Below are 24861 nucleotides of genomic sequence, written 5' to 3'. Positions count from 1 at the left end.
CGGCGGGGCCGGTCGTGACCAACCCGAAAGCCACAGGCCCCGCCGACACAGCGCCGCGCGGCCTTCCTCCCGACGAGGGAGGCGCGACGCGACGCCCGGACCTCCCGCCCCGCAGCGGTGCGTCCAGGCTGGGTCGACGGCGGGATGCGCGCAGGGGGAGCATCCCGCCGTCGAGTCACTTCTGGGTGGTACCACCACCCAGGATCGTGTCGATCTCGTCCTGGGTGAGCGGGGCCCAGGGGGACGAGTCGGGGTTCGCGCTGGCGGCCTCCGGGCTGTCGCCCTTCGTCCACCACTTCGCCTCGAACGGCACGCCGTCGAACAGGATGCGGGCGCCCTTGTCGTATGGCGTCTCGCCGCTCCACACCGCGTAGGTGCCGGGCGGGAGGGTCGGCTGCGGGATCGGCGTCTCGCCGGGCAGCACGGGCCCGACCAGGTCCCACGGGGTCTCCCACTGGTTCAGCACGGGGTTGTCCGGGATGTCGCCCTTCGTCCACCACTTGGCCTGGTACACGTTGTGGTGCCAGGTGACCTTGGTGCCCTTCAGGTACGAGTTGCTCCCGGACCAGATCGGGTACGGCGAGTGGGCCGGGTCGTCCGTCGCGGCGGCGGAGGTCGGCTCGGCCGTGGTGACCGCGCCCTCCCCCAGCACGATGCGGCCGTCGAAGCCCTTCGAGAGGAGGCCGGCGAAGGTCGCCTTGCCCTGGTCCACCCCGCTGCACGCGTCCGACACCGCGCTCGTGTCGACGTAGTTGGAGCCGCAGGTCTTGTCGCGGTTCGCCGACCACATCGACATCCGGCCGATGCCCGTGGAGATCGCCCACGCGTTCAGCGTCCTGGCGTCGGCGAGGCCGAACACCTGGCCCTGGTCGTCGTTCTGGCCGATCATCGGGGTCGCGCCGATCTTCGCCCACAGGCTCGGGTCGGATTGGTGCGTCCCGGCCCGGTCGTAGAGCACGCCGAGCTGGCGCTGGGCGGCGGTGAGCGCGGCCTCGGAGGTCGCGGCCATCGACTTCCCGGCCTCCTTCGCGGCGCCGAAGTCCATCGTCATCAGGTTGACGCCCGCGATGTCCACCTTCGCCTTCAACATCGCGGACACCGCGTTGGTGCCGTCCACGGTCAGGCCGGTCGGCGACACGGGGAGGGTCAGCCAGACGGCGAGGCTCTTGCCTGCGGCGCGGCGCTCCTGCTGGAGGTCATGGATAGCCGTGGCCCGGCGTGCGGAGGCGTCCGCGTTCACGAGGCCGTCGCCCTCCAGGTCGAGGTCGACGGTGCCGATCTTGTAGCGGTCGACGACCGAGGCGTAGGCGTTCTTCAGGGCCGACGGGTCGGTGCAGCCGACCGCGAGCTCCTCGTTCCGCTGGCCGCCGAACGACACCGCGACGGTGCCGCCCTGCTGCTGCAGGCGGGCGATCCGGCGGTCCAGGTCGAGCGAGCCGTGCGCCTCGTCCATCGTGTAGGCGCCGCCCCAGGAGGGTGTGCACGGCTTCGTCAGGTCGGACACGATGAACGAGAGCACTGCGTCCTTGGTGGACGTCGCGCCCAGGCTCTCGAACGCGTACTTCGGGGTCGCGGTCACGTCCACATAGGAGGCGAACCACGGCTTCGAGTCCACCGACGCCCGCGCGCTCCACCACTGGAAGCCGACCACGCCGGCCGAGACGACGACCACCGCGACGAGGGCGGCGCCGATCACGCGCAGCGGCGAGAGGCGGCGGCCGGAATCGGACTCCGGGGCCTGGAGACGGTCGGTCTCCGAGCCGCCGACGGAGGCGGCCTTCCTGTCCTTGCGCGACATCAGGCGGCCTGCCGCTCGCCGTCGACCGACGGAGCGTCGAGCGGCGCGTCATCCCGCACCGCGGTGCGCTCGAGGTGCGGCACGTCCCCACCGGCGTGGCCGTGGTAGAGCACCGAACGCCAGTCGATCGACTCGGTCGCGGGGGCGGAGGCCGGGGCGGAGCGCTTGCGCTTCTTCTCGACGTACAGCGGCTTGGTCAGGCCGAGCCAGATGTCCACGATCGTGTTGCCGATGCCGATGTAGGCGACGAGCGCCCAGATCGCCAGCGAGGCGTTGAACGCCGCGAACGCGGCGTTGCCCCAGTTGTGCGCGTTCCAGTCCCGCCACAGGGTGAACAGCGAGAAGCCGATGATCGCGAGCGGCGCGATGACGTACAGCAGCGGCGACGCGGTGCGGTTCTTCACCTTCGGGGTGCGGGCGAACGGGATCTTCTTGCCGGTCAGCGACTGCTGGATCGACTTGAGCACGCCGGCCAGGTTCACCGGCAGCAGGATCAGGTTGAAGCCGTAGATCCGGAAGATGTCGGTGGCCTTGTAGCCCGCGTAACGGAGGTCGCTCGCCTGGCTGATGAAGTACGGGAGCGCGGCCAGCAGCACCATCGGGCTGAGCAGCCGGCCGTCGTACGGGTACGCCAGCAGGAACACCAGGCCGAAGCTCGCCCAGCAGATGGAGGCCATGTAGTTCACGCGCAGCAGCAGCTCGATGCGCGAGACGCTCTCGCCGCGGCGCTTGCGCTCCCGGACCTGCCTCCACAGCTTCGGCAGGATGAGCAGGCCGCCGTTCGCCCAGCGACGGCGCTGAACGATCAGCGAGCCGAAGTCGGGCGGGGTGGCCGAGTAGCTGAGCCGCTCCGGGTAGTTGACGAGCGTCCAGCCGTGGGTGCCGAGGTCGATGCTCGACTCGGTGTCCTCGATGACGGTGCGGTCCTGGATGTACCGGCGCACCTCGAAGCCGCCGACCCACTCGGTCTCGACGATGTCCTCCAGCGCGCGCTTGCGGATCACCGCGTTCGCGCCGACCCAGAACGTCGCGCCGTAGAAGCTCTTGCCCTGGTGGAGGATGTGCTGGATGTCGGTCGTCGCACCGGCCAGGCGCTCGATGCGCGTGCCGGCGCCGCGGAACGACGAGTACGGGGTCTGCGTCACGGCGACGCGGGCGTTGTCCGGCTGCTGCAGGAAATAGGTCAGCCGCAGGCAGTACTCGCGCAGCAGGATGGAGTCGGCGTCCAGGGTCAGCAGGAAGTCGCTGTCCGGGATCTCGATGTCGCCGGGCCGGCGGGCGCCTGCGGGCACGGCGTTCAGGATCGGGCCGTCCGGCGTCTCCTCGACGCGGTAGGTGCCGCCCATCAGGCCGATGTAGGCGTTGAGGTTCATCGCCTTGTTGGCCTCGTGGGACAGCGACGCCCACTTCTTGCGCTCGAAGATCATCAGCTCGGCGTCGAATGTCCACGCCAGGCGGCGGTAGAGCTGGGCCACGCGGTCGGAGGAGAGCGCGGCGCCCTCCCCGATCGCCGCGGTCACGGCCTCCGCGGTCAGGGCGAGCTCGTCGCCCAGCGCGCGGAGGACCTGGTCGGCGAAGAAGACGTCGACGTGGTCCTCGATGCCGTGCGCGTCGGCCTGGGCGTAGAGCCACTCGGCGGCCCACCGGTAGTGGTCGGCCAGCTCGAGCGCGGTCTCGTCGGAGACGAACGCGCGCTCATCCGCCAGCTCGTAGCGCATCAGGGCGTCGCTGAACCGGAACCGCGGCTCCGCGAGCTGGCCGGTGATGCTGTCGGCGAGGGCGCGGGTGGCGTTCAGCCGCTCGGCCACGGCCGTTTCGGTGGGGTTCGGGTTGTCGTCGACCAGCAGCACGACGCGCATGGAGGGGAACTCCTGCAGCGCGGCCGAGAGCAGCGTCATCCGGACGACCTCCGGCTCCTCCGCGTAGGAGGGCACGAGCACCGTGATGGACGGCTGATGCTGGGCGAAGTGCCGGTCGAGCTCGGCGCGCGGAACGCGGACGTGCTTCTGGAAACGCTGCAGTGCGCCCTGCCGGGCGACCAGGTACATCAGCGCGGAGAAGGTGAGGAAGGTGACGACGACCGTGTAGCCGATCGCCTCCATCGTGAAACGGAAGTCCTGCGTGCCGAGCACGAGGAACTGACGGATGATCGTGGTGACGACGTAGATCGCCCAGAAGATGATCGTCGCGACGATGGCGACGCGGCTCCAGGTGACTTTCCGGTCCGAGGGCTTCGGGTGGACCGTGGGCAGTGGTTCGGTGCGGCGCTCGGCGCCCCATTGCCGTTTTCGGGCGTGCGTGTATGAACTTGTAGAACTCATTTTCGGGTATGCGTCCTCGATGACGAGAGCCTGCGCCTTCGGGTAGCGCAGTCGGGTAGCTCTCTCAGTTGTCCACACTACTGAGGACAAACCGGGGTACAAACCCCCCCAACCGAGGCACGCCCCTCCCCGGGCTGCAATCGCTTCCGGAGTTATGCACGCGACACGCCGGTGCCGAGCGTGCACAACTCCGGAAGAGATGGAGTGGGGCTACCGCTTGCGCTTTTCGCGGACACGCATGTTGAGGACGATCGGGCTGCCCTCGAAGCCGTACACCTCGCGGAGGCGGCGGATGATGTAGCGCCGGTAACCGGGGTCGAGGAACCCGGTGGTGAACGCCACGAATGTCGGCGGCCGGCTGGTCGCCTGGGTGCCGAACAGGATGCGCGGCTGCTTTCCGCCGCGGACGGGGTGCGGGTGCGCCGCGGTGAGCTCGGCGAGGAAGGCGTTGAACTTGCCGGTCGGGATGCGGGTGTCCCACGACTCCAGCGCCAGCTCCAGGGCCGGCACCAGCTTCTCCAGGTGGCGTCCGGTGCGGGCGGAGATGTTCACGCGCGGCGCCCACGAGACGTGCGCGAGGTCCTGCTCGATCTCCCGCTCCAGGTAGCGGCGGCGCTCGTCGTCCAGGAGGTCCCACTTGTTGAACGCCAGTACGAGCGCGCGGCCCGACTCCAGCACGAGGTCGATGATGCGGACGTCCTGCTCGCTGATCGGCTGGGACACGTCGAGCACGACGACGGCGACCTCCGCCTTCTCCAGCGCGGTGGAGGTGCGCAGCGACGCGTAGAAATCGGCGCCCTGCTGCAGGTGCACACGGCGCCGGATGCCGGCGGTGTCCACGAAGCGCCATACCTTGCCGCCCAGCTCGACCTGCTCGTCCACAGGGTCGCGGGTGGTGCCGGCCAGCTCGTTGACGACCACGCGCTCCTCCCCCGCCGCCTTGTTGAGCAGGGAGGACTTGCCGACGTTCGGGCGGCCGACGATCGCGACGCGGCGCGGTCCGCCGACCTCGCGCTTGGCGACCTTGGAGACCTCCGGCAGCGCCTTCAGGAGCTGGTCCAGCAGGTCGGCGACACCGCGGCCGTGCAGGGCCGAGACCGGCCACGGCTCGCCGAGCCCGAGCGACCACAGCTCGGTCGCGTACGGCTCCTGGCGGGCGTCGTCCACCTTGTTGGCGGCGAGGAACACGGGTTTGTCCGTCTTGCGGAGCAGCCGGACGACGTGCTCGTCCGTGGAGGTCGCGCCGACGGTCGCGTCCACGACGAAGAGCACGGCGTCGGCGAGGTCGATCGCGACCTCGGCCTGAGCGGCCACGGATGCGTCGATGCCGCGGGCGTCGGGCTCCCAGCCGCCGGTGTCGACCAACGTGAAGCGCCGGCCGTTCCACTCCGCCTGGTAGGAGACGCGGTCGCGCGTGACACCGGGGGTGTCCTCCACGACGGCCTCGCGACGGCCGAGGATGCGGTTGACCAGCGCCGACTTGCCCACGTTCGGGCGACCGACGATGGCCAGCACCGGCAGCGCGGGCAGGTAGGTGATCGCGTCGGGGTCCTCGGTGACGGCGCCGAGGAGATCGAGGTCGGTGTCGTCGAGCTCGTACTCCTCCAGTCCGGTGCGGAGGGCGGCGGCGCGCTGCACCGCGAGGTTCTCGTCCAGGTCCGCGAGGCGCTCGACGAGGTCGTCGGCGCCCGTTGGCTCGTTGTCGATGTCAGACATGGGTCTCTTTCTGTACGACCGCGATGACCGCGTCGACGGTCTGGTCGAAGTCGAGGTCGGTGGAGTCGACGGTGGTCACGCCGTCTGCGGCGTTCATGAAGTCCACAACTCGGGAATCGGCTGCGTCGCGCCTGCGGAGGGCCTCACCGACGTGAGAGGCGGAATGATCGGCCAGCTCAGCGGAACGCCTGGCAATTCTAACCTCTTCGTCGGCGGTGAGCAGGATCCGCACCTGGGCGTCCGGGCAGACGATGGTGGTGATGTCGCGTCCCTCCACCACGATGCCGCGTTTCTCCGTGCGGGCGACGATGGAGCGGAACAGCCCGGTGAGGAAGTCCCGCACCTCCTGGACGCGCGCGATCGCGCTGACCGCGGCCGTGACGTCCGGCTGACGGATGGCCTCGGTGACGTCGTGGTCGCCGACGAACACGTGGTACGTGTCGGGGTCCGTTCCGATGCGGTAGTCGAAGTCCGGGAGGGCGTCGATCACCGCCGCGGAGTCGGTCAGGTCGAGCCGGCGCTGCACGACGAACCAGCTCAGCGCCCGGTACGCAGCGCCGGTGTCGAGGTACGCCCAGCCGAGCGTGCGCGCGGTCGCCTTGGAGACGGACGACTTGCCGCTCCCGGCCGGTCCGTCGACGGCGACGACGATGGGGTTGGTGTCGGTCATCCGGCGATCCTCCAGCCGCGGTCGGTCAGGTCGGTCACGGTGCGCTGCCACACTTCGGGGAGCACGGCGATCTCCGCCAGGCCGAAGGCCGCGCCCGGCGAGTGCTCCAGGCGCAGGTCCTCCAGGTTGACGTCGAGCTCGCCCAGCTCGGCGAGGAGGCGCGCGAGCTCGCCCGGCCGGTCGTCCACCATGACGACGAGGCTGGAGAAGCGCTTGTCCTGGCCGTGCTTGCCCGGAAGCCGGGAGACGCCGAGGTTGCCGCCCGCGATCTCCTCCGCGATGGTGCGGCGCGAGCCGGCAGCGTCCACGTCGTCCAAGGCCGCCAGCACCCGGTCCAGGTCGTCGCGGTAGGCGCGCAGGATCGCCACGATCGCGGGTGCGTTGGCGCCGAGGATCTGCACCCACAGTTCCGGCTCGCTGCCGGCGATGCGCGTCACGTCGCGCACGCCCTGACCGGCGAGGCCGAGCGCGGCGGCGGTGGAGTCCGCGAGCCGCTTCGCCATCAGCGACGAGACGATCTGGGGCGTGTGGGAGACGAGCGCGACGGCGGCGTCGTGGTCGGCCGCGGCCATCTCGACGGGCGTCGCGCCGAGGTCGAGGATGAGCGCCTCCACGACGTTGACGGAGGCGCGCGCGTTCTCGGGCCGGGCGGCGACCACCCACGGGCGGCCGATGAACAGGTCGGCGCGAGCGGCGCTGGGGCCGCCGCGCTCGCGCCCGGCGAGGGGATGCGATCCGACGTAGCGGGAGAGGTCGACGCCGGTCGCGACCAGCTCGGCGAGCGGCTGGCCCTTCACGCTGGCGACGTCGGTGACGACGGCCGCGGGATGCGCGGCGAGTTCTTCGGCCACGACGCGCGAGACGAGGTCCGGCGGCACCGCCACCACGATCAGTGCGGGCTCCGCTCCCCCGTCGTCCGGGCGGCCTGCGCCGTAGTCGGCGGCGAGTCGCAGATGGGCGGGAGACGCGTCGGCGAGGAGGACGTCCACGCCTCGGGCGCGCAGGCCGAGGCCGACGGACGCTCCGAGCAGTCCCGTGCCGACCACGCGGACGGGTCCGGCGAGGCGGGAGGCGGAATCAGTCACGGATCAACCTTAGTCGGGGCCGAAACCGCGCTACTGCCGCGAGATCGTCAGCAGCGCGCCCAGCTCCTCCTTCGTCAGGTCGCGCATCGCGCCGACCTTCAGGGTGCCGAGGTGCAGCGGCCCGAACTGGCGGCGGACGAGCTCGATCACGGGGTGGCCGACCTCCGCCATCATCCGGCGCACGATGCGGTTGCGGCCCGAGTGAAGGGTGATCTCCACGAGGCTGTCGCCCCCGCCCGACCGGGACTGCAGCAGGCGCGCCTTGTCGGCGGCGATCGGGCCGTCCTCCAGCTCGACGCCCTTGGTCAGGCGCGCGATCGTCTGCGGGGCGACGGTGCCACGCACGCGCGCGATGTAGGTCTTGGTCACCCCGAAGCTGGGATGCGCGAGCACGTGGGCGAGCTCACCGTCATTGGTGAGGATGAGGAGCCCGGAGGTCTCGGCGTCCAGGCGGCCGACGTTGAACAGCCGCTCCGGGTAGTCCGCCGTGAACCGCGACAGGTCGGGGCGGCCCTGCTCGTCGCGCATCGAGCTCACCACGCCGACAGGCTTGTTGAGCATCACGTAGCGCCGCGACGTGTCGAGTTGCACGGCGGTGCCGTCGACGGCCACGCGGTCGGTCGCGGGGTCGACGCGGCGGCCGAGCTCGGTGACCACCTGGCCGTTCACCGTGACCCGGCCGGCGACGATCAGGTCCTCCGACACCCGGCGGGAGGCCACTCCTGCTGCGGCCATGACTTTCTGCAGGCGCTCGCCCTGCGCTGCCTCAGCGGACATCGTCGAACCCTTCCGCGCCGTCGGAGAGCAGCGGGGAGATCTTCGGCAGCTCCTCGATCGAGTTGATGCCGAGCTGGGTGAGCAGCAGGTCGGTGGTGCCGTAGTTGATCGCGCCGGTCTCGCTGTCGGTGAAGAGCTCCGTGATCAGGCCGCGACCGGCCAGCGTGCGCACCACCGAGTCCACGTTGACCGCGCGGATGGAGGCGATGGCGCCGCGGCTGATCGGCTGCTTGTACGCGATCACCGCGAGCGTCTCCAGCGCCGCCTGCGACAGCCGGGTGGGGTTCTGCTGGAGGACGTAGCCCGAGACGACGGCATCGAACTCCGGCCGCACGTAGACGCGCCAGCCGCCGCCGACCTCCCGCAGCTCGAAGCCGCGCCGGACGCCAGGCACGCCGTCGGGGCCGCTCTCGCCGTCGAAGTCGGCCACCAGTGCGTCGACCGCCGCGCGGACGCGTTTGACCGGCGCCCCCACGGCCGTGGCGAGCGTCACCAGGCTCATCGGCTCGTCGGCGACCATGAGGATGGCCTCCAGCGCGCGCTCGATCTGAGCGTCCTCGACCCTGGCCGGCTCCGTCTCCAGCTCGGTTCCGTCAACCGTCATAGTCCGCTCCCAAGTTCGACAGGTTCTCCTCCGACCAGTGCTCAGCCGTCCAGCGGAGGGTCAGCTCTCCGAGCGGCTCGACCTGCTCGAACGCGATCGCCGCGTGCCGGTACAGCTCGAGCACGGCCAGGAACCGCGCGATCACGACGCCCTTCTGCTCCGCCCCGGCCACGAGCTGCCGGAACGACAGCGGCTCACCGGCGCGCAGCATCCCGACGACCACGGCGGCCTGCTCGCGGATGCTGACCAAAGGTGCGTGCAGGTGGTCGAGGCCGACGACCGGGATCTCGCGCGGCGTCATCGCCAGGGTGGCGAGGGCCGCGAAGTCGTCTGCGGTCAGCGTCCAGACCAGCTCGGGCGTGCGCTGCCGGTACTTGTCCTCCAGCCGCACTGTGCGTGCGTGCCGGGAACTCTCCGCGTCCAGGTGCGCGGCGAACCACGTCGACGCCTCCTTGAACGCGCGGTACTGCAGCAGCCGCGCGAACAGCAGGTCGCGCGCCTCCAGTAGAGCGACGTCCTCCGCGTCGACCAGCTCGCCCTGCGGCAGGAGGCCGGCGATCTTGAGGTCGAGAAGGGTCGCCGCGACGAGCAGGAACTCGCTCGCCTCGTCCAGGCTCTCGTCGGCGTCGAGCCGGCGCAGGTAGGCGATGAACTCGTCCGTGACCCGGCTCAGCGAGATCTCGGTGATGTCCAGCTCGTGCTTGGAGATGAGGGACAGCAGGAGGTCGAACGGCCCCTCGAACTGGCCGACCGCGACGCGGAAGCCGCCCTCCCCGGCGGTGTCCTGATCCTGCGGCGCCTCAGGCGACGGCGCCACGGAAGATCAGTTCCCTCGCGAGCTGGCGGTAGGCCTCCGCCGCCTGGTGCTCGGGCGCGAACTGCGTGATCGGCGTGGCCGCGACCGAGGCGTCCGGGAACTTCACGGTGCGCGAGATGACCGTCTCGAGCACGCGGTCGCCGAACGCGTCGACGACGCGCTCCAGCACCTCGCGCGAGTGCAGCGTGCGGGAGTCGTACATGGTCGCGAGGATGCCGTCGAGCTCGATCGCCGGGTTCAGCCGCTCGCGCACCTTGTCGATGGTCTCGATGAGCAGGGCGACGCCGCGCAGGGCGAAGTACTCGCACTCCAGCGGGATGAGCACGCCGTGGCTCGCGGTCAGCGCGTTGACGGTGAGGATGCCGAGCGACGGCTGGCAGTCGATGAGGATGACGTCGTAGTCGGCCGACACCTTGCGCAGCACGCCGGCGAGGATCTGCTCGCGCGCCACCTCGTTGACCAGGTGCACCTCTGCGGCCGAGAGGTCGATGTTCGCCGGGATGATGTCCAGCCCCGCGACTCCGGTGGACTGGATGGCCTCCCGCACGTCCGCGTTGCGGTTCAGCAGCAGGTCGTAGATCGTCGTCACGTCGTGGGTCTGCGCGCCGAGCCCGGCCGAGAGCGCACCCTGCGGGTCGAAGTCGATCGCGAGCACCTTGCGGCCGTACTCGGCGAGCGTCGCGCCCAGGTTGATGGAGGTCGTGGTCTTGCCGACCCCGCCCTTCTGGTTGCACAGCGCCACGACCTTGGCGGGCCCGTGCTGGGCGAGCTCGGCGGGTGCGGGGAATGTGCGCAGCGGGCGTCCGGTTGGTCCGAGCGGTGCGGCGATGGATGCGGTGTCCATGCCGGGAAGCTCCGTCCTGACCTCGTCGTTGCGCGTCACCTGGCTGATCCTCGTCCCTCTCGATCGTCGGCCGTTCACGGCCTGTTCACGGGCTCCATCCTATCCGCGCACTCCCCCCTCCGCGGGCCGCGACGGCGGCGGGTCACGGTGCCGGTCGTAGGCGTACGCTGTGCGGATGCCGACGATGCCAGCCGAGCTCGCCACCGAGCGCCTGCGCCTCCGTCTCCGCGACGGGCGCGACGCGGAGTGGAACCTGGCGCTGATCGCCGAGGACCCCTCCCAGGAGACCCGGACGGTCGAGGAGGAGCGCGACCGGCTGGACGCGCAGCGCAGCGCTGCCGATGAGGCCGGCTTCGGGCTGTACGCGGTCGAGCTCGCCGACACCGGCGAGGCGATCGGTTACTGCGGTCTGGTCACGAAGCGAGCGAGCGCCGCGCAGCCGGAGCTCGCGTACGAGCTGCTCCGCCGGCACGTCGGCAGCGGCTACGCGACCGAGGCGGCCGCGGCGGTGGCCGACGCGGCGTTCGACGCCGGGTTCCCTGTGCTGTGGGCGGTGGTGGGGAGCTGGAACGCGCCGTCCTTCCGCATCCTCGACAAGCTCGGCTTCCGGCCGTCGCGCGTGACGGGCGAGGGCGGGAAGGTCCTGGTCTGGCTGTACCGGAAGGCGCCGCGGGGGCGTCACCGCGCCCGCGGGTGAGCCGTCACGTACACATCCCGCAGCGCGTCCGCCGTCACCAGCGTGTAGATCTGCGTCGTCGCGCGACCGAGGAGTGGCCGAGCAGCTCCTGCACCACGCGCACGTCCGCGCCGCCCGCCAGCAGGTGGGTGGCGAACGAGTGCCGGAGGGTGTGCGGCGAGACCTCGACGCCGAGCTGGGCGCGCTCGGCGGCGGCCCGGATGATCAGCCAGACGTTCTGGCGCGACAGCCGCGCCCCGCGCATCCCGAGGAACAGCGCGGGCGTCGCCCTCCCCCGCGCCGACAGCACAGGACGCGCCCGCACCAGGTAGGCGGCGACCGCGGTCTGCGCGAAGCTGCCGAGCGGCACGATCCGCTGCTTGGCACCCTTGCCGGTGAGGCGCACCACGTCGGTGTCGATCACGTCGTCCACGTTGAGGCCGACCGCTTCGCTTACGCGCGCGCCGGTCGCGTACATCAGCTCCAGCAGCGCCTTGTCGCGGAGGTGGTCCAGCTCGTCGCCGTCGGTGGCCGCCAACAGGGCGGCGACCTGGTCGACGGTGATCGCCTTCGGGAGGGTGCTTGGCAGCTTGGGCGGGCGGATGTCCCGGGCCGCGTCCACCTCCACACGGCCCTCCTCCAGCAGGAACCGGTGGAAGCCTCTGACGGTCGACAGCATCCGGGCGAGGGAGGTCGCGGTCAGCGGCGACTCCTCGCGTGAGCCGAGGTGGGCGAGGTAGGTCGAGACCGTCACCGGCTGGACCTCCCGGATATCGGCGACGCCCTCGCCGTCGAGCCAGACCGTGTAGACCGTGAGGTCGCGCCGGTACGCGGCGACGGTGTTCGCCGAGAGGCCGCGCTCGATGGCGACGTGCCTCAGGAAGGCGTCCGCGTCCGCCGCGACGGTCATCCCGCGGCGCTCTGCCCGGCGGTCTCGGCCTCGACCGCGGCCAGCTTCGGATGGCTCGGCCACGGCGCGTCGGCGGCACCGAGGCTCGCCCAGCCCTTCTCGCGGGCGACCCGCGCGGCGAGCACCGCGATGATCAGCACCGCGTTGTGGACGCGCCGCTCGAGCACCGCATCGACGGCGTCTTCCAGCGGCACCCACGCCACCTCGATGTCGGCCTCCTCCGCCTCGCGCTCGAATGCCTCGGCGGTGGCCCGCACCCCGCGCGCCAGGTAGACGCGGATGGCTTCGTCGTTGCCGCCGGGGCTCGTGAAGACGTCGGTCAGCACGTTCCAGCGATCGGCCTGGAGGTCGGCCTCCTCCGCCAGCTCGCGCTGCGCCGCGATCAGCGGGTCCTCACCGGTGATGTCGAGGAGCCCGGCCGGGACCTCCCAGTCGCGGTACCGCACGGGATGCCGGTACTGCTTGATCAGCAGCACCCGGTCCTGGTCGTCCAGCGCGAGCACCGCGACGGCGCCCGTGTGGTCGACGTACTCGCGGGTGATGTCCTCGCCGTTGTAGCGGAAGGTGTCGCGCCGCACGTCCCAGATCTTGCCGTCGAAGGGGACCTCCGACGAGACGACCTGCGGACGGAACGGCTCGTCGCGGAACGCGCCGCCGTCCGCCATCAGGCGTCCGCGCCGACTTCGACCGCGCCCTCGACCGCGGCGCCGACCTCGTCGTCCGCGGCGACCTCGAACAGGAGGCTGGCCTTCTGCCGGTCGAGCGCGGCGCCGACGAGCCCGGCGAACAGCGGGTGCGCGTGGTTCGGGCGCGACCGCAGCTCCGGGTGGGCCTGGGTGCCGATGTAGAACGGGTGCACGTCACGCGGCAGCTCCACGTACTCGACCAGGTGGCCGTCCGGCGAGGTGCCGGAGAACCAGAGGCCGGCGTCGGCGATCTGCTCGCGGTAGTTGTTGTTGACCTCGTAGCGGTGGCGGTGACGCTCGCTGGCCTCCGGAGCGCCGTACAGGTCGGCCGCGAGAGAGCCGTCGGCGAGGACCGCCGGGTAGAGGCCCAGACGCATGGTGCCGCCCAGGTCGCCGCCCGCGATGATCTCGACCTGCTCGGCCATCGTGGCGATCACCGGGAACTCGGTCTCCGGGTCGAACTCCGACGACGACGCGCCGGCGAGGCCCGCCTCGTGGCGCGCGTACTCGATGACCATGCACTGCAGGCCGAGGCACAGGCCGAGCGCCGGGATGCCGTTCTCGCGGGCGAACTTCAGCGCGCCCACCTTGCCCTCGATGCCGCGCACGCCGAAGCCGCCCGGCACGCAGATCGCGTCGACGTCGCCGAGCTGGGCGGCCGCGCCCTCCGGCGTCTGGCACTCGTCGGACGGGATCCACTTGAGCTTCACCTTGGTGCGGTGGGCGAAGCCGCCCGCGCGCAGCGCCTCGGTGACCGACAGGTAGGCGTCCGGGAGGTCGATGTACTTGCCGACCAGACCGATCGTGACCTCGTGCTTGGGGTCGTGCACGGCCTCCAGGAGGCGGGCCCAGCCGTGCCAGTCGACATCTGCGGCCTTGTCCAGGCCGAGCTGGTCGATGATGTAGGCGTCTAGGCCCTGCTCATGCAGCATGGTCGGGATGTCGTAGATGCTGGGCACGTCCACCGCGTTGACGACGGCCTGCTCGTCCACGTCGCACATCAGCGCGATCTTGCGCTTGTTCGACTCGGACACCGGCCGGTCGCTGCGCAGCACGAGCGCGTCCGGCTGGATGCCGATGGAGCGCAGCGCCGCCACGGAGTGCTGGGTGGGCTTGGTCTTCTGCTCGCCGGAGGCGTTCATGAACGGTACGAGCGAGACGTGCACGAAGAAGCAGTTCTTGCGGCCGAGCTCGTGGCGCACCTGGCGGGCGGACTCGATGAACGGCTGCGACTCGATGTCGCCGACCGTGCCGCCGATCTCGGTGATGATGACGTCCGGCGCCGGCTCGCCGTCCGGTCCCGGCTGGGCCTGGAGGCGCATCCGGCGCTTGATCTCGTCGGTGATGTGCGGGATGACCTGGACGGTGTCGCCCAGGTACTCGCCGCGGCGCTCCTTGGCGATCACGTTCGAGTAGATCTGGCCGGTGGTGACGTTCGCCGACTGGGAGAGGTTGATGTCGAGGAAGCGCTCGTAGTGGCCGATGTCGAGGTCGGTCTCCGCCCCGTCGTCCGTGACGAAGACCTCGCCGTGCTGGAACGGGTTCATCGTCCCCGGGTCCACGTTGAGGTACGGGTCGAGCTTCTGCATGACCACGCGGAGACCGCGGGCTGTCAGGAGATTTCCGAGGGAGGCGGCCGTGAGGCCCTTCCCCAACGAAGAAACGACACCACCTGTCACGAAGATGTGCTTGGTAGTGCCGTTTTTGCTGTTGGTCTGAGCCGCGTCTGAATTATCCACCACGGGCTTGCAGCTTATCACCTGCAACGGGGAGTCCCGCGCGTGTCGCGGCTCAGCGTGCGGACGCCGCCATGTCCACGAGTTCGCGCGCGTGCGTGAGCCCGCTCTCGGAGTCGGGCAGGCCGGACAGCAGCCGCGCCATCTCCGCGATCCGCTCCTCCCCGTCGAGCCGGCGGACGCTGGAGGCCGTGACCGCCCCGTCGTTGCCCTTGACGACCGTGAGGTGGTTGTTCGCGAACGCCGCCACCTGCGCGAGGTGGGTCACGACGATCACCTGCGCGCTCTCGGCCAGGCGTGCGAGACGGCGGCCGATCTCGATCGCCGACGCGCCGCCGACGCCGGCGTCCACCTCGTCGAAGATGAAGGTCGGCACCGGGTCGGTCGCCGCGATGACGACCTCGATGGCGAGCATGACGCGCGAGAGCTCGCCCCCGGACGCGCCCTTGCCGAGCGGTCGCGGCTCGGCGCCCGGGTGCGGGCGCAGCAGGATGGCGACCTGGTCGCGGCCGCTCGCCGTGTAGCTCTGCGGGTCGGCCTCGTCGCGCTGGGTGACCTCCACGACCACGCGGGCGTCCGGCATGGCGAGGGCGGACAGCTCGTCGGAGACCGCGGCGGAGAGCCGCTCCGCTGCGACCCTGCGACGTTCGCTCAGCCCGGCGGCGAGCTCCACCACGAGTGCCTTGTCGGCCGCCACCTCGTCCGTGAGCTCTTCGATGCGGTCGGCGTCGCCGTCGAGCTCCAGCAGCCGCAGACTCCCGGTCTCCAGCGTGCTGATCACGTCGTCCAGGGTCGGCCCGTACTTGCGGACGAGCGTGGACAGCTCCGCCCGGCGCTCCTGGACGGCCTCCAGCTCGCGCGAGCCGTCGGTGTCGAGTGTCGCGAGGTAGGTGGAGAGCTGCGCGGCGATGTCGGAGGCCAGGTAGCTGAGGTTGGCGACGGCCTCCACGGTCGGGGCGAGTTCGGCGTCGTGCGGCGCGACGCGCTCGACCTGGCGGCGCGCGGCCTCCAGGAGGCCGACCACGTCGGGCTCGTCGGACTCCTCGGCCGAGAGCAGCTCGCGCGCACCGGAGGCGGCGAGCCGCAGCTCCTCGAGGTTCGTGAGCCGTTCGGCGCGCTCACCGAGCTCGGCGTCCTCGCCCGGCTGCGGCGCCACGGCCTCGATCTCGGCCATCGCGACCCGGAGGTCGTCGGCCTCCCGTGCGCGCCGGTCCCGGTCGGCGAGGAGCTCGTCCAGCTCGGTCTCGTTGTCGCGCCAGCGGTGGAACACCTGTACGTAGCCGTCGAGCGCGCTCGCGAGGTCGGGCCCAGCGAAGCGGTCGAGCGCCTCGCGCTGGGCCACGGCCGACCGCAGCCGGAGCTGGTCGGACTGGCCGTGCACCACGACGAGCTGCTCACCGAGCTCGGTCAGCACGCTCACCGGCGCGCTCCGTCCGCCGACCACCGCCCGCGACCGGCCCTCCGCCGACACCGACCGGCTCAGCACGAGCTCCGCCGCGCCGTCGCCGAGCGGGTCGACGTCGCCGCCGGCGTCACGGACGCGCTCCACGACCTCCCCCGGCTCCTCGACGCGCCAGCGGCCCTCGACCCAGGCCTGTGCGCTGCCGAGCCGGACCGCGCCGGTGTCGGCGCGCTCGCCCAGCAGGAGGCCGAGCGCCGACACGACCATCGTCTTGCCCGCGCCGGTCTCGCCGGTGATCGCCGTGAACCCGGGCCCGAGCGGCAGCGCGGCCTCCGCGATGACGCCGAGGTCGCGGATGGAGATCTCGTCGATGCCGCCGCGTGGTGCGGGTGCCGCTGTGCTGGATTTCTTCGTGCGACCCGCGACGGCGCGGGTGGTTGAGCGCTCAGTCACGTCCGGCCGGCCCCCGCCATCCCGTCACCGGGAGGTCGAACTTGTGCACGAGCCGGTCGGTGAACGGCCCAGGGTGCAGACGCGCCAGCCGCACCGGGATGGGCGAGCGCCGCACGACGACGCGCGAGCCGCGCGGCAGGTCGAACTGGCGGCGGCCGTCGCACCAGAGGATGCCCTCCCCGCCCGCGCGGTCGAGCAGCTCGATGGCGAGCGACGAGTCGGCGTCGACCACGAGCGGCCGCGAGAACAGGGCGTGCGCGCTGAGCGGCACGAGCAGCAGTGCGGCGACGCCGGGCCAGACCACCGGTCCGCCGGCCGAGAACGAGTAGGCGGTGGACCCGGTCGGCGTCGACATCACGACACCGTCGCAGCCGAAGCTCGACATCGGCCGCCCGTCGACCTCGATGACGACCTCCAGCATCCGCTCCCTGCTGGCCTTCTCGACGGTCGCCTCGTTGAGCGCCCAGCTCTCGTAGACGACCTCCTTGCCGACCTTGACGCGGGCGGAGAGCGTCATGCGCTCCTCCACCTCGTAGTCCTTCGCGAGGCCGCGCGCGACGGCGATCTCGAGATCGTCGCGCTCGCTCTCGGCGAGGAAGCCCACGTGCCCGAGGTTGACGCCGAGCAGCGGCGCCGTGCAGCCTCGGACGAGCTCGGCCGCGCGCAGGATGGTGCCGTCGCCGCCGAGCACGATCACCAGCTCCAGGTCGCTCGCCTGCACCTCGTCGCCGAGCACGGCGACAGCGTCGAGGTCGGGCTCCGCGGCGAGCAGGTCGCGCCGCTCGTCCTCGCTGAGCACCGGCACGACGCCCGCGGTGATGAGCTGCCTGCACACCTGCACGCCGGCGTCGAGGGAGTCCTGACGGCCGGTGTGCGCGACGACGAGAATGTATCGCTGCGCGTCACCCGATGCCGCCACGTCGCCTCCCTCTGCGTCCGCCCGGTTCCGGGCCGTCCCACTATTCTGTCGGTTTTCGGGCGGGGATGTGCTGGAGACGGGGAGATTGTGGAGAACGTTCACTCAGGGCGAGAGGTGGAGGAGAACCTCGCGCGACGCGGACGGATCGGGCGCGTCGGCGCGGAACCAGGCGAGGAACTCGTGGTTGCCGTGGGTGCCGGCGATCGGAGAGGCCATCACACCGGCCGTGCCGAGGCCCACGTCATGCGCGGCCCAGAGCACGCGCTCGACGGCATCGAGCCGCAGCCCAGGGTCGGTGACGATACCCTCGCGCACCCCCTGCCTGCCCACCTCGAACTGCGGCTTGATCAGCAGAACGAAGTCGGCATCGCCGGATGCGACCGACCGCAGCGCCGGGAGGACGTGGGTCAGCGAGATGAACGACAGATCGGCGACGACGAGCTGAGGCTCGACCCCGTCGCCCACAAGCGCGGCGAATGACGCCGCGTCGAGGGAGCGTACGTTCACGCCCTCGAACGACCGCAGCCGTTCGGCGCCCTCCAACCGCGGGTCGAGCTGCCCGTGCCCGACGTCCACCGCGACCACCAGCCGCGCTCCACGTTCCAGCAGCACCTGGCTGAACCCGCCCGTGGAGGCGCCGGCGTCGAGGGCGACCCGCCCGGCGACGGGGACCTCGAAGGCGTCGAGCGCCGCGATCAGCTTGTGGGCGCCCCGGCTCACGTAGTGGTCGGCGCCGGCGACGACGAGCTCCTGCCCGTCGCCCACCTTGGCGGACGCACGCACCACGGGCCTCCCGTCGACGGTCACCAGGCCGTCGGCGATCAGCGATGCGGCGCGCGTGCGCGACGAGGCGAGACCACGGGTGACCAGGGCGACGTCGAGACGCTCAGTTCCCGCCACGCCGATCGCTGCCTTCCAGCCGGGCCTGCAGGGACTCGTGCAGGTGCGCGTACGCCTCGGCGCGCTCCGCGAGCGGCTGGCCCTCGATCAGTTCCAGGCGTTCGACGAGGGCGTCGCCATCGTCCGACGCGACGCCGGCGGTGTTCTCCGGCATGCGAACACGCTACACCGGATTCGCCGCGTCGCCGGGGAGGGGCAGCGGCCCGCCCGCGTCGGCCGGGTCCGCCCCGTCCGGCCGCGAAAGAGGCCGGCGCCCGTGTCCGCGGAGCTCCCGAAGCCGTCGCCGTGCGGCGGCGAGCTGCACGATCAGCACCGAGGCCTCCGCGACCAGCTGCCCCGCGAGAGCCCCCGTCCCGCCGAACAGCATCGCTCCGAAGAAGATGCCGGGCAGACCGACGACCGCGCCCACCGCCGCCGACGTGGCGATCGCCCTCACCCGGCCGAGCGAGACCAGGAGCACAGGACCCGTCGACATGGTCGTGCAGATGGTCGCGATGCTGATGCCGGCGATCACAGCAGCGAGTGTCGGGACGCGCACCGTTCCGGAGAAGACGAGGTCGGCGATCCACGGGGCGGTCATTGCGAAGAGGAGGCCGCACACGACGCCGACAGCCGCGCTCGCAATCGACGCACGCACGGCCCGATGGACTCTCAGACCCGGTTCCACTTCGCGACCGACCCACCCCTTGAATAAGAAGCTCTGGGTGCGCATGAACTGCTGGAGCATGCGCTGCAGGCGGTCCACGGAGGCGAAAAGCAGGGTGGCATTCACCGATCCCAGGGTGGCGATCGTCGTCCCGAGCGAGATGTAGACGCTGGAGAACACACTCGAGCTCAACGCCGTGCGCTGGAATCCGATGACACGGACGAGCCGACGAGGGCTCAGCGTCGTGAAGTCCCGGAACCGAAGCCCGAGCACGAGAGCGCCGGCCAACGGCGCTGACACCGCCGCAAGCAGGAGAGCCGCGGGGTACGCCCACAACGGTCCCCCCGCGTCGATCGCAACGGCAGAGACCGCGATCAACGCCGACCGGGGCAGGACCTCCGTGTACAGGAAGAGGCGCGGCTTGAGGATCCCGATGAAGATCCAGGCCCCGGAGAACATCGCGATCGCCGCTGCGGCTGTGACGCCGGCCGTCACCAGGGCATAGCCGCCAGGGGCGAGGAGGACCGCCAGCGCGACGGCGGCGCCGATCACGGGAACGCCGACGATCGTCTTCGCCACGAGGGATACACCGAACGCGTTCGCGCGATTGCGCGCCGACATGCGCGCGGCCCGTTGGCTCCCGGAAAGCCCCCAACCGAGCTCGACGATCACGCCCGCCGTCCCTCCCAGCGATTGGCCGACAGCGACCGCCGCCCAGGCCGATCCGCCGAAGGAGGCGGTGATCGCCGGCAGCGCGAGCAGCGGGGACACCGCGTTCAAAAGCGGCACAGCCAGGTAGCTCAGGAACGCGCTCGCCACGAAGCGGACCCGTAACCCGGTAACAGGTCTGGTGCGTGCGGAACGAGACTTCACGGCGGTCGATTCGTCGAGGCGAGCTGATCGGAGAAATCTTCCGGTCAGATTTGCCGTGTAGCATATCGTATCGTTCGACATGGCCTCCAGCCCGCAAGGACGCACAGTGACCACCCGCGACATCCCTCCCTCGCTCACCGCGACCATCATCATCGGCGTGCGGAACGCCGGAGACGGTGTCCCCGTCATGGCGGAACGGCTCCTCGACGCCGTCAGCCCTCCCGGCATCGACGCCGTCGTGATCGACGACGGGTCGACCGACGGCACCGGCGGGGCGCTCGCCGCCGCCTTCGACGGCTCCCCGTCGATCACCCTCGTCCGCCATGCCGAGTCGGCGGGGATCGCCGCCCGCCGGAACGAAGCGCTCCGCCTGGCCCGGGGCGAGTTGATCTGGTTCGTCGATCACGACGACGAGTGGTCCGGCGCAGGGCTGGCCACCCTGCTCGCCAGCGCGGGTGAGGCGGATGTCGTGTTCGCCCGCGCCGACTTCGCGTGGGGGCCCGGAGCGGGCGACCGTCGCCTCGTGGACGGCATCGCCGAAGCGGAGCCCCGGACCATCTCGCGGGAGGCGGGCGCCCGGATGATCGTCGACGGGACGATCCACGGCTTCCTCTGGTCCAAGCTGTTCCGCCGGGACGTTCTCGGCGTCGATCCCTTTCCCCTCCAGGTCTCCCAGAGCGACATCGTCGGGGTCGCACGCGCGGTCGAGGGGGCGAAGGCGATCCGCGTCATTCCGGATGTCGTGTATGTCTACCGTCGCCAACCGGGGTCGATCACGCGGTCCCGCACGCCCGACATCCACGCGCTCGCGAGCGCGCACGACTCCGTGCTCAGCCTGCTCGGGTCCTTCGCGACGGCCGCGGAACGCGACACGTTCACCGCGCGATTCCTCTGCCTCGCGTCCGTCAACACCGCGGTCCGCTGGGGAGTCCCCCGCCCCGTCATGGGCGAGACCGTCCGCGCCGCTTCCGGCTGGGCGCGTCCCCTCGACCTCCGCGCGGTCGCCGGCAGGTCCCGGCCCCTGGCAGCGGCAATGGTCCTCCTGAGGGTCGCTCCGCCGCTGCTCCCCGTCGCCCTCCGCACCGCACTCGGGACACTCGACGCACTCCGCTCCCTGCGGTCACGCTTGGCCCGCACATGAAGGACGAATCACAGTGAAGATCACCTACCTGCGTGTCGAGGATCGCGCCTACCCGCGGAACGAGCGTGTCCGGGCGGCTCTGCTCGCCGCCGGTCACGAGGTCCGCGTCGTGGATCGTGTGACCGACGGGCCGAAACCGGTGCGGCTGCTCCGTGACCTGTGGCGCAGCTTCACGGCCGGACGCGGCAGCGATGCGGTCATCGTCCCGGAGTTCTCCCTGCCGTTCGTCCCGGCGGCCTGGGTGGTCGCACGCCTGAACCGGGCGCTGCTCGTGGTCGACGGGTTCGTGGGCAAATACGAGACGGTCATCGAGGACTGGGCGAGGGCCTCCCCGCGCTCGATCACCGCGCTCGGCTGCCGGGTCGTGGATCGGGTGGCCCGGACCCTCTCCGACGTGTTCCTCATCGACACGGACCAGCGCGCGCAGGCGATCAGGGACCGTGTGCCGGGAACGCAGGTGATGACACTTCCCGTCGGCTCGCCGCAGTGGGTCCTCCCCGAACCTCCGCCGCCGTCGGGCGACGGGCTTCGGGTGCTCTACTCGGGCGGAATGCTGCCGCTGCACGGCGTCCCGTTCGTCATGAAGGCCCTCGCTCGCACCGATCCGTCGATCACGCTCACCCTCGTGATCGCGGCCGCGCCGGAGCGGATGGCCGAGCTCCATTCGTCCATCGACACCCTCGGCCTGGCTGGGCGCTGCCACTTCGTCTCGTGGCTGACGCACGAGGAGCTGATCCGCACGGTCCACCGGCACGACGTGGTTCTCGGCGTCTTCGGCGACTCCCCGAAGGCGAGGAGCGTTCTCGCCAACAAGCTTTGGCAGGGGCTCGCCGCCGGCCGGACCGTCGTGACGCGGTCGAGTCCTGCGCTGGAGGAGATCGTCGGCGTCGCTGGCGAACTCCTCATCGCGATCGATGACGAGGCCGCGCTCGCCCGGACGCTCGATGATCTCCACGCACACCGGAACCGGCTTCCCTACGACCCCGAGATCGCGGACCGGCTGGAGGACTACGTGCGCAGGCGGTTCGACGAGTTCCTCGCGGTGATCGCCGAGCGGCGCTCCCGCACTACTCCACGAACACGCCGCTGAGCGTCTTCTTCCCCCGCCGCAGCACGACCATCCCGCCCGGCAGCAGGTGGTCCCCGACCGCCGCTTCCGCGTCCTCCACCTTCGCGTTGTTCACGTACACGCCGCCCTGGGCGACCGCGCGTCGGGCCTCGCCGAGGCTCTTGGTGAGCTCGGTGTCGACCAGGGCCTGGGCGATGGTCGTGGAAGACGCTGTCGTGGTGTTGGGGAGCTCGCGCAGCGCCGACTCGAGGATGCCGCGGTCCTGGCCGGCCAGGTCACCCTGGCCGAAGAGGGCCTCGGATGCCGCGATGACGGCCTCGGTCGCCTCCGCGCCGTGGATGAGTGCCGTCACCTCGAAGGCCAGCGTGCGCTGGGCCTCGCGGCGGAAGGGCTCCTCGGCGACCGCTCGCTCCAGGCGCTCGATCTCGGTGCGGTGGAGGAAGGTGAAGACCTTGAGGCGGTCGATCACGTCGGCGTCGTCGGCGTTGAGCCAGAACTGGTAGATCGCGTAGGGGCTCGTGAAGCTCGCGTCCAGCCAGATCGCGTTGCCCTCGCTCTTGCCGAACTTCGTGCCGTCGCTGTTCGTGATCAGCGGCGTGCCGATGGCGTGGCCGTGGACGCCCTCCACCTTGCGGATCAGGTCGGTGCCGCTGGTCAGGTTGCCCCACTGATCGCTGCCGCCGGTCTGGAGGACGCAGCCGTACTGGCGGTAGAGCTCCAGGAAGTCCATGCCCTGCAGGATCTGGTAGCTGAACTCGGTGTACGAGATGCCCTCGTCGGAGTTGAGGCGGGCGGCGACGGCGTCCTTCTTGAGCATCGTGCCGACGCGGAAGTGCTTGCCGATCTCGCGCAGGAAGTCGATCGCCGAGAGCGGGGCCGTCCAGTCCAGGTTGTTGACCAGCCGGACGGCGTTGTCTCCCTCCGACGACAGGAAGCGCGTGACCTGCTGCTGGAGGTAGCCGACCCACTCGGAGACGGTCTCCTTGGTGTTCAGCGTGCGCTCGGCGGTGGGCCGCGGGTCGCCGATGAGGCCCGTGGAGCCGCCGACGAGGCCGAGCGGCCGGTGGCCGGCGAGCTGGAGGCGGCGCATGGTCAGGAGCTGCACGAGGTTGCCGAGGTGGAGGCTCGGCGCGGTCGGGTCGAAGCCGCAGTAGTACGTGATCGGGTCGCCGGAGAGGAGCTGCTTGAGCGCGGCCTCGTCGGTGGAGACGTGGACGAGTCCGCGCCACTTCAGCTCGTCCCAGACGTCGTCGAACGTGGTGTCGTTGGTCTGCGCTGCGAGCCTCTGCTCTGCGCTGCTCCGGTCTGCTGTTGCGGCGGTTTCTGGCACTCCCACAGAGTAGCAGCGGCGGTCCTTCCGCCCGGTCTTTCGATCAGGCCTACAGGCCTGATGAGGCTTGAATCAGGTCTCAGAACCTGATAGAGTGCAGATCAGGCTCACAGCCCTGATGTCGCGCCCCGCCGCACCGTTCCGGAGCGCAGCCCGAGGAGGTCCCGTGTTCGTCGTCACCGCAGACCAGGTCGACAGCCGCAGCCGGCCCGACATCGTCGCGCCCGCGCTCGCCGGGCTGAACGAGCGCCACGGCGACCGGCTCGCGCTCCCCGCCGACCGGAACGCCGGCGACGAGCTCCAGGCGCTCACCGCCGACGCCGCCACCGCCCTCGACATCGTCCTGACGCTCGCCCGGGGCGACGTCTGGAGCGTCGGCCTCGGCATCGGCGACGTGCGTTCTCCACTCCCCGCCGCCACGCGCGAGGCCAGCGGCGACGCGTTCGTCGCCGCGCGCGCCGCGGTCACCCGCGCCAAGCGCACGCCGCTGCGCTTCGCCGCGGAGGGGGTCGCCGCACCGGAGGCCGCGTCCGACGTCGAGGCGCTCGTCGGCCTCCTCCTGACCCTGCGGGCGGCCCGCAGCGACGCCGGCTGGGAGCTCTACGACCTCGTCGCCGCCGGGCTGACCCAGGCGGAGGCCGGCGCGCGGCTCGGCATCACCCCGCAGTCGGCGAACGACCGCGCCCGCGCCGCCGGCCTGCGCGCCGACCTCGCGGCCCAGCCGGCCCTGGTTAGGCTGTTGGGGACCGCCGACGCAGCCCAGCAGTCGGCCGAACGACCGGAGGCCGGATGACGTCCCTGCCCGTGCCGCAGCTCCTCGCCACCATCCTGCCGATCGTTCTGTGGGCGCTCGCGCTGATCAGCGCCATCGCCGCGGTGTGCTGCATGATCGCCACGCTCCGCACGCCCCGCCGGCCGCTGGTCTACACCGCCGTCGGCCTGCTCGGGCTCGCGTTCCTCCTGGTCGCGCTCCCCCAGCACGGTGCTCCCCTGATCTTCCGGGTGCTCATCGGCGTCGTCGCGCTCGTGCTCAGCGTCGTCGGCGGCGGACCGGCGGCGCAGCTCGCCCTCGCACTGGCGACGCGGAGCACGTCGGTGCCCGGCGTCCACGGCGGCATCGTCGTGCACGACCGGGTCAGCGGGCTGGAGGAGACGCGCGAGGTGCTGCGCGGAGGAACGACGATCGGCTATCTGGAGCGCTTCGCGACCACCGGCTCGATCATGGCGGGCTTCCCGGAGGCGCTCGGCGTCCTCATCGCGATCAAGGGTGTCGGCCGGTTCACGGAGCTGGAGGCTCCGGAGGCGCGCGAGCGGTTCATCATCGGCACCCTCGTCAGCCTGATCTGGGCCTGTGTCTGCGCCGGCCTCTTCCGCTTCGCCGTCGCCTGACCCCTCTCCCACCCTCTCCCACCTCGCCGAGGGGCACGTTGTTGTCACTTTCGGGCGCGAAAAGTGACAACGACGTGCCCCTCGGCGGCGGAGGTGGGG

General features: G+C 71.2%; 22 protein-coding genes and 1 pseudogene. 5 read left to right on the top strand and 18 right to left on the bottom strand.

Going from position 1 to position 24861, the window contains the following annotated elements; translation table 11 throughout:
• Positions 1-175: 175 nt before the first annotated feature.
• The 9 genes from ABH923_RS17680 to ABH923_RS17640 all read right to left on the bottom strand — a co-directional run bounded on the left by ABH923_RS17680 (position 176) and on the right by ABH923_RS17640 (position 10671).
• Positions 176-1798 carry a chitinase gene (locus ABH923_RS17680; RefSeq protein WP_370056701.1) on the bottom strand — a complete coding sequence of 541 codons (1623 nt, stop codon included), beginning with the start codon at positions 1796-1798 and terminating at the stop codon, positions 176-178.
• Positions 1798-4119, bottom strand: coding sequence for a glycosyltransferase family 2 protein (locus ABH923_RS17675; protein WP_370056700.1), 2322 nt, complete (start codon positions 4117-4119; stop codon positions 1798-1800). The genes ABH923_RS17680 and ABH923_RS17675 overlap by 1 nt, the downstream gene beginning before the upstream one ends.
• Positions 4120-4329: 210 nt before the next feature.
• Complete coding sequence (der, locus tag ABH923_RS17670; RefSeq protein WP_370056699.1) at positions 4330-5835, bottom strand: ribosome biogenesis GTPase Der; 1506 nt, start codon at positions 5833-5835, stop codon at positions 4330-4332.
• The gene (gene cmk / locus ABH923_RS17665; RefSeq protein WP_370056698.1) at positions 5828-6505 is read right to left on the bottom strand and encodes a (d)CMP kinase; all 678 of its coding nucleotides are present in this window, start codon (positions 6503-6505) and stop codon (positions 5828-5830) included. Before cmk ends, der begins: the two co-directional genes overlap by 8 nt.
• On the bottom strand, positions 6502-7590 hold the full coding sequence (locus ABH923_RS17660; protein WP_370056697.1) for a prephenate dehydrogenase: 1089 nt from the start codon (positions 7588-7590) through the stop codon (positions 6502-6504). The genes cmk and ABH923_RS17660 overlap by 4 nt, the downstream gene beginning before the upstream one ends.
• Before the next feature lie 30 nt (positions 7591-7620).
• On the bottom strand, positions 7621-8367 hold the full coding sequence (locus tag ABH923_RS17655) for a pseudouridine synthase (protein WP_370056696.1): 747 nt from the start codon (positions 8365-8367) through the stop codon (positions 7621-7623).
• Positions 8357-8971 (bottom strand): SMC-Scp complex subunit ScpB, encoded by a 615-nt coding sequence (locus ABH923_RS17650; protein ID WP_370056695.1) that lies wholly within the window; start codon positions 8969-8971, stop codon positions 8357-8359. The genes ABH923_RS17655 and ABH923_RS17650 overlap by 11 nt, the downstream gene beginning before the upstream one ends.
• On the bottom strand, positions 8961-9788 hold the full coding sequence (locus ABH923_RS17645; protein WP_370056694.1) for a ScpA family protein: 828 nt from the start codon (positions 9786-9788) through the stop codon (positions 8961-8963). Before ABH923_RS17645 ends, ABH923_RS17650 begins: the two co-directional genes overlap by 11 nt.
• A complete protein-coding gene (locus tag ABH923_RS17640) occupies positions 9772-10671 on the bottom strand; it encodes a ParA family protein (protein ID WP_370056693.1) in 900 nt (299 codons plus the stop codon). The genes ABH923_RS17645 and ABH923_RS17640 overlap by 17 nt, the downstream gene beginning before the upstream one ends.
• A gap of 136 nt (positions 10672-10807) precedes the next feature.
• Between ABH923_RS17640 and ABH923_RS17635 the strand changes: the two genes are divergently transcribed.
• Positions 10808-11329 (top strand): GNAT family N-acetyltransferase, encoded by a 522-nt coding sequence (locus ABH923_RS17635; protein WP_370056692.1) that lies wholly within the window; start codon positions 10808-10810, stop codon positions 11327-11329.
• Here the strand turns inward: ABH923_RS17635 and xerD are convergent.
• From xerD to ABH923_RS17595, 8 genes and pseudogenes are all read right to left on the bottom strand, one after another.
• A pseudogene (gene xerD, locus ABH923_RS17630) lies at positions 11311-12218 on the bottom strand (site-specific tyrosine recombinase XerD). The gene ABH923_RS17635 and the pseudogene xerD sit on opposite strands and share 19 nt — an antisense overlap.
• Positions 12215-12883 carry an NUDIX domain-containing protein gene (locus ABH923_RS17625; protein ID WP_370056691.1) on the bottom strand — a complete coding sequence of 223 codons (669 nt, stop codon included), beginning with the start codon at positions 12881-12883 and terminating at the stop codon, positions 12215-12217. The pseudogene xerD and the gene ABH923_RS17625 overlap by 4 nt, the downstream one beginning before the upstream one ends.
• Complete coding sequence (locus ABH923_RS17620; protein ID WP_370057390.1) at positions 12883-14643, bottom strand: CTP synthase; 1761 nt, start codon at positions 14641-14643, stop codon at positions 12883-12885. The genes ABH923_RS17625 and ABH923_RS17620 overlap by 1 nt, the downstream gene beginning before the upstream one ends.
• A 52-nt stretch (positions 14644-14695) precedes the next feature.
• Positions 14696-16414 carry a DNA repair protein RecN gene (gene recN / locus ABH923_RS17615; RefSeq protein ID WP_370057389.1) on the bottom strand — a complete coding sequence of 573 codons (1719 nt, stop codon included), beginning with the start codon at positions 16412-16414 and terminating at the stop codon, positions 14696-14698.
• Positions 16415-16487: 73 nt separating this feature from the next.
• A complete protein-coding gene (locus tag ABH923_RS17610; protein ID WP_370056690.1) occupies positions 16488-17414 on the bottom strand; it encodes an NAD kinase in 927 nt (308 codons plus the stop codon).
• 102 nt (positions 17415-17516) lie between these two features.
• Complete coding sequence (locus ABH923_RS17605; RefSeq protein ID WP_370056688.1) at positions 17517-18314, bottom strand: TlyA family RNA methyltransferase; 798 nt, start codon at positions 18312-18314, stop codon at positions 17517-17519.
• Positions 18301-18468: a hypothetical protein gene (locus ABH923_RS17600; protein WP_370056687.1), complete on the bottom strand. Its 168-nt coding sequence runs from the start codon at positions 18466-18468 to the stop codon at positions 18301-18303. Before ABH923_RS17600 ends, ABH923_RS17605 begins: the two co-directional genes overlap by 14 nt.
• A gap of 9 nt (positions 18469-18477) precedes the next feature.
• The gene (locus tag ABH923_RS17595) at positions 18478-19956 is read right to left on the bottom strand and encodes a hypothetical protein (protein WP_370056685.1); all 1479 of its coding nucleotides are present in this window, start codon (positions 19954-19956) and stop codon (positions 18478-18480) included.
• On the opposite strand from ABH923_RS17595, the gene ABH923_RS17590 reads away from it, so the two are divergent.
• Together ABH923_RS17590 and ABH923_RS17585 are read left to right on the top strand one after the other, a co-directional pair.
• Complete coding sequence (locus ABH923_RS17590; RefSeq protein WP_370056684.1) at positions 19940-20974, top strand: glycosyltransferase family 2 protein; 1035 nt, start codon at positions 19940-19942, stop codon at positions 20972-20974. The two genes, ABH923_RS17595 and ABH923_RS17590, sit on opposite strands and share 17 nt — an antisense overlap.
• A 13-nt stretch (positions 20975-20987) precedes the next feature.
• The gene (locus ABH923_RS17585) at positions 20988-22064 is read left to right on the top strand and encodes a glycosyltransferase (RefSeq protein ID WP_370056683.1); all 1077 of its coding nucleotides are present in this window, start codon (positions 20988-20990) and stop codon (positions 22062-22064) included.
• Here the strand turns inward: ABH923_RS17585 and tyrS are convergent.
• Positions 22042-23373 carry a tyrosine--tRNA ligase gene (tyrS, locus tag ABH923_RS17580; protein WP_370056682.1) on the bottom strand — a complete coding sequence of 444 codons (1332 nt, stop codon included), beginning with the start codon at positions 23371-23373 and terminating at the stop codon, positions 22042-22044. The genes ABH923_RS17585 and tyrS overlap by 23 nt on opposite strands.
• Before the next feature lie 166 nt (positions 23374-23539).
• On the opposite strand from tyrS, the gene ABH923_RS17575 reads away from it, so the two are divergent.
• Together ABH923_RS17575 and ABH923_RS17570 are read left to right on the top strand one after the other, a co-directional pair.
• On the top strand, positions 23540-24166 hold the full coding sequence (locus tag ABH923_RS17575) for a DNA-binding protein (RefSeq protein WP_370056681.1): 627 nt from the start codon (positions 23540-23542) through the stop codon (positions 24164-24166).
• A complete protein-coding gene (locus tag ABH923_RS17570) occupies positions 24163-24762 on the top strand; it encodes a hypothetical protein (RefSeq protein WP_370056680.1) in 600 nt (199 codons plus the stop codon). Before ABH923_RS17575 ends, ABH923_RS17570 begins: the two co-directional genes overlap by 4 nt.
• Positions 24763-24861 lie beyond the last annotated feature (99 nt).

It is taken from the genome of Leifsonia sp. EB41 (genome assembly GCF_041262565.1).
Taxonomy (GTDB): domain Bacteria; phylum Actinomycetota; class Actinomycetes; order Actinomycetales; family Microbacteriaceae; genus Leifsonia.
The sequence above is the reverse complement of the archived record's forward strand: the minus strand, read 5'-3'. Positions and strand labels throughout refer to the sequence as shown.

Coding starts and splice junctions, on each gene's coding strand:
- ABH923_RS17680 (WP_370056701.1), bottom strand. CDS start 1,798: ATGTCGCGCAAGGACAGGAAGGCCGCCTCCGTCGGCGGCTCGGAGACC.
- cmk (WP_370056698.1), bottom strand. CDS start 6,505: ATGACCGACACCAACCCCATCGTCGTCGCCGTCGACGGACCGGCCGGG.
- ABH923_RS17600 (WP_370056687.1), bottom strand. CDS start 18,468: ATGCCGGAGAACACCGCCGGCGTCGCGTCGGACGATGGCGACGCCCTC.
- ABH923_RS17595 (WP_370056685.1), bottom strand. CDS start 19,956: ATGTCGCGGGTGGTCACTGTGCGTCCTTGCGGGCTGGAGGCCATGTCG.
- ABH923_RS17675 (WP_370056700.1), bottom strand. CDS start 4,119: ATGAGTTCTACAAGTTCATACACGCACGCCCGAAAACGGCAATGGGGC.
- ABH923_RS17655 (WP_370056696.1), bottom strand. CDS start 8,367: ATGTCCGCTGAGGCAGCGCAGGGCGAGCGCCTGCAGAAAGTCATGGCC.
- ABH923_RS17635 (WP_370056692.1), top strand. CDS start 10,808: ATGCCGACGATGCCAGCCGAGCTCGCCACCGAGCGCCTGCGCCTCCGT.
- ABH923_RS17570 (WP_370056680.1), top strand. CDS start 24,163: ATGACGTCCCTGCCCGTGCCGCAGCTCCTCGCCACCATCCTGCCGATC.
- ABH923_RS17650 (WP_370056695.1), bottom strand. CDS start 8,971: ATGACGGTTGACGGAACCGAGCTGGAGACGGAGCCGGCCAGGGTCGAG.
- der (WP_370056699.1), bottom strand. CDS start 5,835: ATGTCTGACATCGACAACGAGCCAACGGGCGCCGACGACCTCGTCGAG.
- ABH923_RS17625 (WP_370056691.1), bottom strand. CDS start 12,883: ATGGCGGACGGCGGCGCGTTCCGCGACGAGCCGTTCCGTCCGCAGGTC.